This is a genomic window from Spongiibacter marinus (assembly GCF_016906995.1).
Lineage (GTDB): Bacteria > Pseudomonadota > Gammaproteobacteria > Pseudomonadales > Spongiibacteraceae > Spongiibacter > Spongiibacter marinus.
In genome coordinates this window covers 210,767-223,621 of record NZ_JAFBBD010000006.1, presented here as the reverse complement: position 1 = coordinate 223,621, position 12,855 = coordinate 210,767, and the positions used below count along the sequence as shown (strand labels likewise).

At 56.1% G+C, this 12,855-nt stretch carries 9 protein-coding genes; 7 read left to right on the top strand and 2 right to left on the bottom strand.

Features of this window, described 5'->3' with window-relative positions:
• Positions 1-28 precede the first annotated feature (28 nt).
• Positions 29-994, bottom strand: coding sequence for an NAD(P)H-dependent flavin oxidoreductase (locus HNR64_RS11140; RefSeq protein WP_204996541.1), 966 nt, complete (start codon positions 992-994; stop codon positions 29-31).
• Positions 995-1,274: 280 nt separating this feature from the next.
• Here HNR64_RS11140 and HNR64_RS11135 point away from each other — a divergent pair, with 280 nt between their 5' ends.
• The 3 genes from HNR64_RS11135 to HNR64_RS11125 are packed head-to-tail and all read left to right on the top strand — an operon-like array spanning position 1,275 to position 6,730.
• Positions 1,275-2,789 carry a carotenoid oxygenase family protein gene (locus HNR64_RS11135; protein WP_204996540.1) on the top strand — a complete coding sequence of 505 codons (1,515 nt, stop codon included), beginning with the start codon at positions 1,275-1,277 and terminating at the stop codon, positions 2,787-2,789.
• A 46-nt stretch (positions 2,790-2,835) separates the two neighbouring features.
• Complete coding sequence (locus HNR64_RS11130) at positions 2,836-4,374, top strand: tannase/feruloyl esterase family alpha/beta hydrolase (RefSeq protein ID WP_204996539.1); 1,539 nt, start codon at positions 2,836-2,838, stop codon at positions 4,372-4,374.
• 52 nt (positions 4,375-4,426) lie between these two features.
• Positions 4,427-6,730: a TonB-dependent receptor gene (locus tag HNR64_RS11125; RefSeq protein WP_204996538.1), complete on the top strand. Its 2,304-nt coding sequence runs from the start codon at positions 4,427-4,429 to the stop codon at positions 6,728-6,730.
• Positions 6,731-6,792: 62 nt separating this feature from the next.
• Here HNR64_RS11125 and HNR64_RS11120 read toward each other — a convergent pair whose 3' ends face one another.
• Entirely contained in the window at positions 6,793-7,716 is a 924-nt protein-coding gene (locus HNR64_RS11120; RefSeq protein ID WP_204996537.1) for a winged helix-turn-helix transcriptional regulator, read from the bottom strand.
• Positions 7,717-7,909: 193 nt separating this feature from the next.
• On the opposite strand from HNR64_RS11120, the gene paaN reads away from it, so the two are divergent.
• The 4 genes from paaN to HNR64_RS11100 are packed head-to-tail and all read left to right on the top strand — an operon-like array spanning position 7,910 to position 12,822.
• Positions 7,910-9,592 carry a phenylacetic acid degradation protein PaaN gene (gene paaN / locus HNR64_RS11115; RefSeq protein ID WP_204996536.1) on the top strand — a complete coding sequence of 561 codons (1,683 nt, stop codon included), beginning with the start codon at positions 7,910-7,912 and terminating at the stop codon, positions 9,590-9,592.
• Positions 9,593-9,602: 10 nt separating this feature from the next.
• Complete coding sequence (locus HNR64_RS11110; protein WP_204996535.1) at positions 9,603-10,850, top strand: thiolase family protein; 1,248 nt, start codon at positions 9,603-9,605, stop codon at positions 10,848-10,850.
• On the top strand, positions 10,847-12,385 hold the full coding sequence (locus HNR64_RS11105; protein ID WP_204996534.1) for a class I adenylate-forming enzyme family protein: 1,539 nt from the start codon (positions 10,847-10,849) through the stop codon (positions 12,383-12,385). The genes HNR64_RS11110 and HNR64_RS11105 overlap by 4 nt, the downstream gene beginning before the upstream one ends.
• Positions 12,382-12,822, top strand: coding sequence for a PaaI family thioesterase (locus HNR64_RS11100; RefSeq protein ID WP_204996533.1), 441 nt, complete (start codon positions 12,382-12,384; stop codon positions 12,820-12,822). The genes HNR64_RS11105 and HNR64_RS11100 overlap by 4 nt, the downstream gene beginning before the upstream one ends.
• Positions 12,823-12,855: the final 33 nt, after the last annotated feature.

Sequence of the window (12,855 nt, the reverse complement as noted above, 5' to 3'; positions counted from 1 at the left end):
ATTGGAAAAGACGAGCCGCCCTCAGGCGCTATTGGCTCGACGCCTGGCGATATTCTTCTTCCAGCTGGTCGACCACCTCGCTGATCGACTGCTGGGCGCGAATCGCGCCAACGCCCTGCCCCGCTGCCCATATATCGCGCCAGCGTTTGGCATCGCCAGCGGCTTTCATAAAATCAATATCTGCAGCGGCGGGCATATTGGCGGGATCGTAGCCGCCCTGCTCCAGGCTCTTGCGTAGCCAATTGGCTTTCACCCCGGTGATCGCATCACTGGTGATGATGTCGGCCCCGGAGGACTCAACCACCATTTGTTTATAGGCGTCTTGCGCCCGGCTTTCGTGGGTGGGAATGAAGCGAGTGCCCATGTACACGTAATCGGCCCCCATTACTTCGGCCGCCCGCAGGGCTCGGCCACTGCTAATCGCGCCAGAGAGAATGATCTCGCCGTCAAAAAAGCTACGCACCTCTTCAACAAAGGCAAAAGGCGATAATTGACCGGTGTGGCCGCCCGCCCCGGCACAAACCAGCGCCAAACCATCCACACCCGATGCCGCTGCCTTGCGGGCAAACTCCAGCGAAACGACATCTGCGTAAATTTTTCCGCCGTAGCTGTGTACCTGCTCCACGGCATCCTTCGGGCTACCCAAGGCGGTAATCACAATCGGTGCGCGGTATTTAACGGCTAATGCTAAGTCCTCGTAACAGCGCGGATTGGTGCGATGCATCACCAGGTTCATTGCCCAGGGAGCGGCATCAGGGCTGTCGGCCAGCGCCTGTGTGATTTCTGCCAACCAGGCGTCCAGGTCTTCAACGGTGCGCGCATTCGGCGACGGGAACGAACCAACGATGCCCGCTCGGCAACTGGCAATCACCATTTCTGGCCCTGACAACAAAAACATGGGGGCCTGAATGATCGGCAGACGCAAATTACCGGCGCTGCGGTGGCGTGGATGCGCCCCCTCAGAAAGAGGCTTCGATGCGGGGTGTTGTGACATTTACTGGTCGCTCCAAATCAACAATATTACTTTTCTTATTGAACCAACATGCTATACCAAATCCTTTTGAAACGACAATAGAACTCCAGCAATTAAAATTTTTAATACAATAACTATATGTTTTTCAATATCTTTTGTCGATTACGACACATCGGCTTATCGACATCGCAAAAAAAGGCTTGCGCTATTAGACCATAAATTTATAGACTCCTGATCAAACGCTGAGCGATACCGCCGTAGCGACCGCCGGATAACGTTAATAAAAACAAGGGAGAGGACTATGACCCGCCAAACCAACCCACAGAGTGACTTCCCCATTACTGAGGCCTCTCTGGGAGCGGCGCCACAACTCAACGATGCCCCGTCTTGGATCTATGAGATTGATAACCCCTACTTGCATGGTGTTTACGCGCCGACGGAAAACATCAATATCAGTGCAGATCAGTTAACCGTCGAAGGTGAGATACCCACTGATATGCATGGCGCCTACCTGCGCAATGGGCCAAATCCGCGTCAAAAGCCGAAGAACCAGTACCACTCTTTCGATGGCGACGGCTTAGTTCACGGCGTCTACTTTGCCGATGGCAAGGTGAGTTATCGCAATAGCCAAATTCTGACGGCAGCGTTATTGCGCGAACAGCAAGAGCAGCAAGCCGTATGGCCCGGTGTGATGGGCCCGTTTGATTTTTCGCTGCCAGACTTTCCCATTAAAGACACCTCCAACACAGATATCATTTGGCACAACGGCCGCCTGATTACGCTGTGGTACAACTCTGGCATCCCCTACACCATGGACCCGATAACACTTGAGAATCTTGGGCCACTGGACTCCCCCAGCGCCCTGACGCGCAAAATGTCTGCGCATTCGCGGGTGGACTGGCAAACCGGAGAGATGTTCTTTTTCGACTACGGCGATACGCCGCCTTATATGACCTACGGCGTATTGAATCCGGACGGCACACTCAAGCACGAATGCGCGATCGACCTACCCGCACCACGGCTGCCGCACGAGATCACCTTCACAGAAAATTACGCGATCCTGCACGACCACCCCCTGTTCCATGACATCGATGTGCTTAAACGGCACAACATGCGCGTTATTCGCTTTCATCGCGACATGCCGTCGCGGTTTGGTCTCATTCCGCGCCTGGGCACCCAGGTTCGCTGGTTTGAGTGCGAGCCCTGCTATGTATTGCATACGTCAAACGCGTGGGAAGATGGCGACTGGGTCACCATTGATGGCTGTCGCTCGACCAACCCGATGCCCGATGCCGACCCCAGCGAAGGCGCACTCTCGCACATGCTGGCCTACATGCGCCTGGAGGCAAACAACTATCGCTGGCGCTTTAATATACGCACCGGCGAGGTTCGCGAAGGGCCTATTTGTGACCTGAACTCAGAGTTCAATAAATCCAATCAGATCTTTCACGGCGTGAAGACTCGCTACGCCTATCACCAAAAAATCCCCCTGCGCGCCGAAGGCGGCCATACCCTGCGCTTCACTGGCCTAATCAAATACGACAATGATACCGGCCACCGCCAGGAGTGGGATTACGGCCCCGGCGTGTTCGGTAGCGAGGCAGTCTTCGTGCCCAAACGCGGTGCCGATCGCAGCAGTGAAGAGGACGATGGCTACGTCACCAATATCGTGACCGACACCAAAGACTGGACGTCTTATTGCCTGGTGTTCAACGCCAAAGATGTCAGCCTCGGCCCCATTGCCAAAATAAAACTGCCTCACCGCGTGCCCTATGGCTTTCATGGATGGTGGGCGCGGGGCCAGGACATCTACTGATAATTGCCCCGCCTGCGGTTACACACATAACAATAAGGCTTTACCTATGACCGTCGTTACTCGCCTCGTGCTGCTGCTTGCCAGTATCGTGATCAGCAGCTCAGCGCTTGCACAACGCGCTGACCCCGAACCCGCGCTGGCAAAACGCTGCCCGAGCTTGGCCGCTCCCGCCGGCACGATATTGGCCCAGCCTCCCTCGTGGCACAGCAGCGAGCCGCTGCCTGCGCACTGCCGAGTGCGCGGGCAGATACAGGGTCGTACCTATTTCGAATTACGGCTCCCCGAGTCGTGGAATGGCCGTTTTGTGATGGCGGGCTGCGGTGGTTTTTGCGGCAGTTTGCTGCCCGACAAACCGGGGTTTTCCAACAGCATTAACGAAGCACTGAAAAAAGGCTATGCGGCGATCAGTCACGACGGCGGGCACAACGGCCAAAGCTGGGAGACCCAATGGGCCTATAACGACGCCGAAGCGCTGGAACTTTACGCCCACAAAGTACTGCCAGTGGTTACCGACGTCGGCGTAGCGCTCACCACAGCGTTCTACGGCAAAGCGCCCCACCACCGCTACTTTTCCGGCTGCTCCAACGGTGGCCGACTGGGCATGATAGCCGCCCAACGCTACCCGGAGTTGTTTGACGGTATCGCCGCCGGCGGCAGTATTTTCAGCCTGAGCGAAATTGCCGGTAAATGGGGCAATTGGATGACCCGCCAAACCACCCATCACGGCAAGCCGGTGATTCCGCGCAGCAACAACGAATTGCTAAAAGAAGCCGTCATGGCGCAGTGCGACGGCATAGACGGCCAGCGCGACGGTATTATTTCTGCACCACAGCAGTGTCGGCCTAGCTTCGCCGCGCTCGCGTGCAAATCGGGCGACGCGTCTGAGCGATGCTTTACCAAAAACGCCATCGCACGCCTTGAGCGCCTGTACAGCGGCCAACCCGTTCCCGGAGCACCGCCAGTCACCCAGACCCTCGCACCTGGCGCTGAGCACTACACCGACATCTGGTTATTTGGCGATGACGAGAACGCGGCATGGGGTCTGGCCGCGTCAACGGGCTACCGCAACCTACTTTCACAGGAACTCTTTCAGCGCGATCACAACGCCGCGCTGGACCACAACACCCTAGCGGCGTGGCTGGACAAATCGGCCCTACCCGCCCTGATCGACGCCGACAATCCCGACCTGTCTGCACTGGCTCAGGCGGGCGGCAAATTATTCCTCTACCACGGCTGGGCGGACCCGCTGATTATTCCGGGACCAATCGTGGATTACTACCGCGCGGCGGCCGCACATAGCGGCGGCGTGGACAAACTGAAGAATCACGCGCGGCTATTTATGCTGCCGGGCTGGGGCCACTGCTGGGAGCGCCCCGCCGATGCCCCCGATCAATTTGACCCGCTTGAGCTCGTGGCGAACTGGGTAGAAACCGGTGTTGCACCAGAGCAATTTACCGCGAGTCAGCACGATGATCAGCAGCATGTCGTGCGAACGCGCCCCATTTGCGCCTACCCGAATGTCGCGACGTTAAGCAAGCCCGATTCCCCCGATCACGCCGCCAGCTATACCTGCTCGCCGCCGTGATCCCACTAATGATTTCAATTTGGAATAACAATAAAACAGCGGAGAAATAGCGATGTTTACGACCCGTAATTTTAAACTCAAACGGTTACCAGCGGCCCTACTGGCCACTACAGTGTGCAGCGGCGCGGCCGCCGCGACGCAACTGGAAGAGGTATTAGTCACCGCCGAGAAAAAATCGGCCAGTATCCAAGATGTCCCCATGTCTGTGGCGGCGATTTCCGGTGATGACGTTGGTATGGGAAAAGTCACCGAAATGAATGACGTGGCGATGCAAACACCGGGTATGTCCTTCACGCAGTTCAACCTGGGCGAGCCACGGGTGTACATTCGCGGCATCGGCAATAGCTCAGACTCAGCGGCCAGCGATTCTGCGGTGGGTATTTTTATTGACGAAATTTATATTGGTCGCGCTGGCGGCTCCGGATTCGATCTGTTCGACCTTGAGCGCATTGAAATTCTAAAGGGCCCACAAGGCACGCTATACGGTAAAAACACCAATGGCGGTGCCATTAACTTCATCACCAGTCGCCCCGATTACGACCCCATGACCAAGCTGAGCGTAACGGCAGGCAACAAGGGCCTGTTCCATGCGCAGGCGCTGGTGACAGGCGGATTAACCGACACCATCGCCGGTAAGATTAGTGTGGCGAGCAAGCAGCGCGACGGTTTTCAAAAAAATGTTATTCGTCCCTCCGACGTTACCGTTGATACCAATCTGATCAACAGCCCAATCATTGGCAACTCAAAGGGAGCATCCGGCCAGGGTGACGAGCTGGGCGACATCGAGAGTATTAACCTACGCGGCCAGCTGCTGTTCGACCTGAGCGACACCACCCTGCTGTTGCTCAGCGCCGATTACTCCAAGGACGAAACCAATGGCAGTTGCAGTCATTTAATGGACTTGTCGGCCGGTGTAATGGGAACCGGCGCGCTCTGGCAAGCCGGTGTGGACAGCTTGTCCGCGGGCTATCGCAGCAATATTCGCAGCTGTGCATCGCAATTTGATACCTCACAGGAACGCGAGATTCAGGGCTTCAGTGCGCGTGTTGAGCACGGTTTGGAATGGGCTGATCTCTTGTCCATCACCGCTTGGCGCGCCAGCGATGTGTTCCATGTAGACGATCTGACCGGCCTGCCCCTCACCGACATCACGGTTGCCAATTCAGTACCGGAAAACGTGATCAATGGCGCCGAGGAAAGTGCCTCGCAATTCTCCCAGGAATTTCGCCTCAGCGGCAGCCTGGAAAATATCGACTGGATTGCCGGTGTGTTTTATATGCAGGAAGACGTCGAGCGCGATGAGCAATTTTACACGCGCTATAACGCCGCACTCAGCGGCGGTCTGGGCCTGGCGCCGGAAGGCAATGTGCTGTTTCTGCAGGATAACACCACTACCAGCATTGCAACCTATGCCCAGGCTGACTGGCATATCGATAACTGGACCCTGACCTACGGCGTGCGCTGGAGTCAGGACGAAAAAGAAATCAGCCAAGACGCCAAAGACCTGCTGGGCACAGGCGCGCCCACGGGGGTACCACTCATACTTCCTGAATTCCCGACTGCGGTGAAGGGCAAGGAAGACTGGGAAGAGATTACCCATAAAGCCTCGGTAAACTATCGCTTTGGTGAGGACGCCATGGTCTACCTGACCTACTCGGAAGGTTTTAAAAGTGGCGCCTTCCCCTCTCAAACCAACTTGCCGGAGAACGCGACGAAGACCGTTGACCCCGAGTTTGTGGAAAACATCGAAGTGGGGCTTAAGTCCACCTGGTTCGATAACCGTTTGCAATTCAACATTGCTTACTACGACATCGACTACGACAATTTGCAGGTGTTTGAGCTTACCCCAACCCTGCTTTTGGTACTCAACAGCGCCCAAGCTGAGTCCACGGGCTTTGAAACCAGCGTCGCCCTAGCTGCCTCAGATCGGCTGGTGATCAGTGCCAATTACAACCACGGGAAAGCGCGCTACGAAGACTTTGTCACCTCAGGTGGGAATGACTACAGCGGCAATCAATTACAGTGGTCGCCAGACCGCTCGGGCAGCATTGATGCCGACTACACCATCCCCCTGGAGGGCGGTTCAATCGTCGAATTCAATGTGAGCTACTCCTGGAAGGATGACTATTACACGGCGGCCAGCAACGCAGCGGTCACCAAACAAAAGTCGCTGTCTAATCTGGGCGTTTCCGCGGGCTGGACTAGCGCTGATCAGTCGCTGTCGGTGAGGCTCTGGGGGAAAAACCTGGGTGATAAAGACCAAACCACCAATGTGGTCGTGGACCCAACTGGGGTAACGTCAAACAAGTTTGCCGACCCCACTACATTTGGGGTAACGGTAAGCAAAACCTTCTAAACCCTTCCCCGCGCTCATGCCGAGTGCGGGGGCACTACCCAGATTTTTTACTGGCTCCAAGTTTACTGAAAGCGTACTTCATCAGTTCGGGGAACGGTGTGGCAACTGTCGCAAATGACGTCGGTTGCCAGCTCTTTACCGCAGGGACGATGTACCAGGGTTAAGGGGTGCTTCACTTTGGGTAACCACTCAAGCACCCACTGGCGCAGCGCCATGGTGAGTGGGTAAAGCGCCTTGCCCTTTTCAGTCAGGTGGTACTCGTAGCGCGGTGGATTACTACTGTATGCATCTTTGGAAAAAATACCGGTGTACACCAACAACTTTAAGCGGTCGGCTAGCACATTGGTCGCCACACCGAGATGTTGGCGAAAGTCGTCGTAGCGAGTCAAGCCAACAAAGGCCATTGCCATTAACAACAGTGTCCAACGGTCGCCAATGATATCGGTGACGTGACCCAGCATTTGCTGATTGCCACCGCGGGTACGTCGTTGGCTGCCAATTTCAGTCAATGCGCCGGCAGTAGCCCCTTCGGGAGAGGCTTTTACCACGCGCTCTACATCATCGTAATGGAGAGGCTCACCGCAATGTCGACACACCGCCAGTGGCGTGAGGCGATGCCCGTCTCCCTCGCCATAGGAATGCCACAACTGAGTAGGCAATTCCGCGTCGGAGGCATCGGCCCATTCGCTCTCCCACTGCCAGATCAACAGTGCCCAGGGGTAAAGCGCCAAACCTTTTCCGGTCAGCCGGTACTCGTAGCGCAGTGGCGACGTTTGATAGGGGTTTTTATAGAGAATGCCATTGGCAACCAAATTCTCTAAACGAGAGCTCAATGTGCCACGTGACGCGCCGGTGCGGCGCCGGAATTCATCAAAGCGATGTTGCCCGAGAAAGGTTTCCCTAAGAATCAGGATCGTCCAACGGTCACCGAGGATATTCAGCCCGCGGGCCACTGGGTTGGAAAGTAATTGCTGGGCGGCTTGCATGCAGCGAACACTACAACAAAAGTGACAAACGATAAATAAAAAATAGGTAAAAACGCGCTTGTTTACCCTCCCGACAGACTGTTAGTCTAATAAAGAAAGTAACAAGCCAGCCCAAACAGATTTGGCCATACCAACATTAACAAAGCGCTAATCAAGCGCCGTTTACGATTCACCAACAATAACGAGACTAGCCATGAGTAATTGGTTCACCCGCCATAAATCAATGTTAGAGAAAGCCCTGGACGCCTGCGAAAAGCGCTATTCCTGGACCGCGTTCAGCGAGAGTCCCAGCAGTAAAATACATGGGGTTGAGCTTCCAGCGGCTGGGAAAGCACGCTTTGAGGCACTGCTCGGCAAGGACTACCCGCTGCATCAGGCCGGTAACAACGGTTGGGTAGGCGCTGAAATTTCCCCCTATACTGGCGAGCGTCTTGGGGTTCTTTACCCCAAGGTGGATGTCGACACGCTGTTTCAAGCCATTTCCAAAGCTCAGCCCGCATGGCGAGATGCCGGCGTGGAAACACGCATGGGGGTGTGTCTTGAAATACTTGAGCGCTGTTCACAGCAATTGTTTGAAAACGCTCACGCCACCATGCATACCGCCGGGCAAAGCTACATTATGGCCTTTGCTGGCAGTGGTGCGAATGCACTGGATCGCGGCCTGGAAGCGCTTGCCTACGCGTATAAAGCAATGCGTGATGTACCGGAACAGGCGGAGTGGCAACGTCAGTTTGGCAGCGATGGCGCAGCGAAACTGACCAAGTTCTATCGACTAATGCCCCGCGGCGTTGCCGTTAATATCTGCTGTGCGACGTTTCCGCTGTGGAATGGCTACCCGGCACTATTTGCCAGCCTGGCGACCGGCAATCCGGTGGTATTTAAACCCCACCCCAGCGCCATTTTGCCCGTTGCCCTGGTCGTCTCGGTTTGTCAGGCGGTGTTAATGGAGGCAGGCTTCGATAGCAACCTGGTGACGATGGTGGCGGATACGCGCGATGAACCCGCCACCATGGCGCTATTAGAGCACCCCGATACCGCCATCATCGATTTCACCGGCAGCCCAACGTTTGGCAGCTGGATTGAGCAGCACTGTCGCAATGCCCTGGTATTCACCGAAACGGCTGGCTGCAACTCTGTGGTCATTGAATCCACCGACGACTTCGAGGGTATGTGCAGTGCCATTGCCCACTCGCTGTGTCAGGCCTCTGCGCAGATGTGCACCAGCGTTCAAAACATTCACATTCCCGCCGAGGGCATTCTGGTCAATGGTGAGCGAAGAAGTTTTGACGATGTTGCGCAAGGCCTGGTGGACGCCGTAGAGACGCACCTGAGCAATCCGAAAAAAGCCGCTTTTCTCTGCGGCACACTGGTGAGCGACGATATCTATCTAACACTGGAGAAAATGCGCGAGCTCGGCGTTCAGCACGGCCGCGTATTGCGCGATTCCGCGCCCTACTCCCACCCTGAGTTTCCAAAGGCGCGCACCGCAACACCGCTAATGATTCAGGTAAGCGACGCGCAGCGTGAACTGTATCGAGATGAATTTTTTGGTCCTATCTCGTTTTTGATCAAAGGCGCGAGCATTGATAGCTGCTTGCACGATGCCACCACAAATGCCCGGGATTGTGGCGCAATAACCTCACATGTCTATTCGGTGAACAGTGAGTTCCTGGAGCGAGCCCAAGATGCCTACAACCATGCAGGCGCCTCTGTTGCCTGTAATTTAATGGGAATGCCCATCAATTTTGCCGCCGCCTATAGCGATTACCACGTTACCGGCCTAAACCCCGCAGGCAATGCTTGTCTTACCGACCTCGCCTTTGTTGCCAGTCGTTTTCGTATTGTACAGCGCAAGATTATGCGTTCCGACGTGTGAGGCAGGGGTGATGACGGAGGTATTTATTTTAGGAATTGGCATGACCGCGCTGGGCAAGTTTACCGAGCGAAGCGTTAAAGACCTGAGCCGCGAGGCGGTTGCCAGAGCGCTCGCGGATGCCGATATTCACCAGGACGACATCGAGGCCGCCTGGTTTTCCAATACACGCCAAGGCCTGCTTGAAGGTCAAAATGGTATTCGCGGCCAGTGTGCCCTTAGACCCTTAGGGTTTTCGGGTATCCCCATCGCCAATATCGAGAATGCGTGCGCCTCGGGCTCTACCGCCCTGCTTCAAGCCATCGCCCACATTAAAGCTGGAATGTGCGACGTCGCGTTGGTGGTGGGCGCTGAAAAGATGTTTTTCCCGGAAAAACGCGAGGCGATGTTCAATGCGTTTAAAGGCGGCACGGATATCCATCGCCTGGAGGAATTTCATCAGCAGGTAAGCGCCCAGGGCGCCGCCCTGATCCCAGATGAGTACCGGCAAGACAACGGCAAACAACGCAGTTTCTTTATGGACAGCTATGCCGCACAGGCCCGCTTGCACATGCAAAAATACGGCACCACACAGCGCCAATTTGCCGCAGCGGCGGCAAAGAACCACTGGCATTCCACCATGAATCCACTCGCGCAGTACCAGCACGATATGACGGTCGACGAGGTGCTCGCCGGGCGCGTTATCACCTGGCCTTTTACGTTGCCGATGTGCGCACCAATTTCCGACGGCGCTGCGGCGGCGGTTGTCTGCTCTGCAGACGTATTACGACGCCTTGGCAAACGGCGCGCTATACGCATTCGCGCCCTGGCGCTGCGCAGCGGCATTCAACGTGACGCCGACGATTTTGCCAACCACATTGGCCGCCTGACAGCGCAACAGGCCTATGAACAAGCTGGTATTGCTCCCTGCGATGTCGATGTCGCCGAAGTGCATGACGCAAGCGCCTACGCGGAAATTCAGCAAATAGAAAATCTGGGCTTGTGCGAGCTTGGCGAAGGCGGCGTCTACACCGAGCAAGGGCACACAGCGTTGGGAGGCGCCACCCCTGTTAACCCTTCGGGGGGGCTGGTCTCCAAGGGTCACCCAGTGGGAGCGACTGGTATTATGCAACTGCATGAGTTGGTCACTCAGCTACGCGGCGAAGCCGGCAAGCGCCAAGTTAATGGTGCGCGCATCGCTGTAGCTGAAAACGGCGGCGGCTTCTATGAAACCGAAGAAGCGGCAACCACCGTCACCGTGCTGGAGGGGCCAAGCCGATGAAACGACCGATTGAATACCTATACCAGGGCTTGGATATCAACCCTCGTGGTATCGCCGCCACCGACCAGCGCGAGCAGGTCAGCTACAGTGAACTCGTCACGCGAGTTGAGGCGCTGGCACAAGCACTCCGGCAACGCCTACCCGACGGCGCCCACGTTGCGTTGTGCGCGCAAAACCACATCGATCACCTCGTGACACACCTCGCCATTATCGCGGCGAATCAGGTGTGGGTGCCAATCAACCCCAAAAATGGTCAGCAACTCAATAGCCAATTGATCGAAGTCAGTCAGCCGCAACTCATTTTGGTGGATCGCGCCAGCCTGGACAGCCTGCCGGAAACTCTCACGGAAACCCGCAGCCCTGTGGTAAGCATTGATACGCCAAATGAGGGGACAAGGCAGTGGATTGAGCAATTTCGCGGCCGGTCATTTACGCTTGAGCTGCCTTCTTTTGATCGCACAATGGCGATTAAATTTACCGGCGGCACCACGGGCCAACCGAAAGGCGTTATCCAAACTCACGGCAATGTATCGGCGGTAGTCGCAAATATGCAGGCGCAGTTTGACTTTACTCGCGATGACGTCAATCTTGCCGTGGCGCCACTGACGCATGGTGGCTCGCACTATATCCTGCCGATACTCGGCGCTGGCGGTAGCCACTGCTTGCTCACCACCCCGGATATCGCAAAGATCGCTCAGGCATTGCCACATAGCAGCGTTAGCTTTATGCCGCCGACCTTGATTTACAAATTGCTTGAATACCCCGGCCTCGACCGCGATTCAGCACCTAGGCTGCGCCACCTTACTTACAGTGCTGCGCCAATGCCACCGCAGAAAATCAGCGAGGTAATCACCCGTTTTGGCCCATGTTTGTCTACCGTCTACGGGCAAACTGAAGCCCCCATGACCATTACCGCAATGAGCGCCGAGGACATGCAAAATCCTGCGCGGCAGCGATCAGTGGGTCGCCCTTGCCTGCACTCCGAGCTGTGTATACTGGGCCCAGATGGCGCCGCTCTTCCCGCTGGCGAGACCGGCGAGGTCGCGGTGCGTGGCGGCATCGTGATGCCCGGCTATTTCGACTCACCAGAACAATCGGCCGGCGCGTTCAAAGACGGCTGGTTATTGACCGGAGATTTGGGCTACGTCGATGCGGATGGCTATTTGTTCCTACAGGGGCGCAGCAAGGAATTGATTATTTCAGGCGGCTTTAATGTGTACCCCGCCGAAGTGGAAAATGCCTTGATAAAACTCCCCGATGTTCAAGAGTGCGCCGTGTTTGGCGTTGCGGATGAGTACTGGGGAGAGCGCGTGGAAGCTGCCGTGTGCTTGGTCGATGGCAGCACCGCCAACAGTGACACCCTGCGGGCGCAACTAAAGCCACTATTGGGCGACGTAAAAACCCCCAAGCGTATACACCTGCTTTCGGCACTGCCCCGCAATCCCGTTGGCAAAGTCGTCAGGCGGGAAGTTAAAGCCCTGTGCCACTCGCACGAGAACCCTATTGAACACAACGCGGAGGCCCGTTCCCGATGACACAATGGACCAGCGATACCACACTTACCGGCATGGAGCGAGTAAAGCAGTTTGAGGCTCAGACCGAGCGCAGCGGTATGGCGGCGAACTTGGGCTACGACATTGTTTCCATCAATGATGGTGAGGTGGTGTACCGCTACACACCAAAAGCGCGCCACCAAAATTTAATAGGCTCCCTGCACGGCGGCATCTTGGCATCACTGCTGGACACGGCGATGGGTGCCGCGGTGATGACGAAGTTAGCGGCGGGTGAATTTCACACCATGACGGACTTGTCGATCAAATTTATCGGCGCCGTTCGCGACCCCGACGAAGAACTGCTCATTGAAGCGCGGGTCGATCACCCCGGCAAACGCTTGCTGGCAACAGAAGGGGTGATTAAAAATACCCAGGGGCGCATTATTGCCAGGGCGATCGCCAGCGCGATAAGGCTTTAAGAAACCGCGGTGCAACGCGCCACCGGCCAGTGA

What these genes read in the sequence shown, in the direction of transcription:
- HNR64_RS11140 (WP_204996541.1), bottom strand. Translation starts at nt 994, where the DNA reads ATGTCACAACACCCCGCATCGAAGCCTCTTTCTGAGGGGGCGCATCCA.
- HNR64_RS11135 (WP_204996540.1), top strand. Translation starts at nt 1,275, where the DNA reads ATGACCCGCCAAACCAACCCACAGAGTGACTTCCCCATTACTGAGGCC.
- HNR64_RS11130 (WP_204996539.1), top strand. Translation starts at nt 2,836, where the DNA reads ATGACCGTCGTTACTCGCCTCGTGCTGCTGCTTGCCAGTATCGTGATC.
- HNR64_RS11125 (WP_204996538.1), top strand. Translation starts at nt 4,427, where the DNA reads ATGTTTACGACCCGTAATTTTAAACTCAAACGGTTACCAGCGGCCCTA.
- HNR64_RS11120 (WP_204996537.1), bottom strand. Translation starts at nt 7,716, where the DNA reads ATGCAAGCCGCCCAGCAATTACTTTCCAACCCAGTGGCCCGCGGGCTG.
- paaN (WP_204996536.1), top strand. Translation starts at nt 7,910, where the DNA reads ATGAGTAATTGGTTCACCCGCCATAAATCAATGTTAGAGAAAGCCCTG.
- HNR64_RS11110 (WP_204996535.1), top strand. Translation starts at nt 9,603, where the DNA reads ATGACGGAGGTATTTATTTTAGGAATTGGCATGACCGCGCTGGGCAAG.
- HNR64_RS11105 (WP_204996534.1), top strand. Translation starts at nt 10,847, where the DNA reads ATGAAACGACCGATTGAATACCTATACCAGGGCTTGGATATCAACCCT.
- HNR64_RS11100 (WP_204996533.1), top strand. Translation starts at nt 12,382, where the DNA reads ATGACACAATGGACCAGCGATACCACACTTACCGGCATGGAGCGAGTA.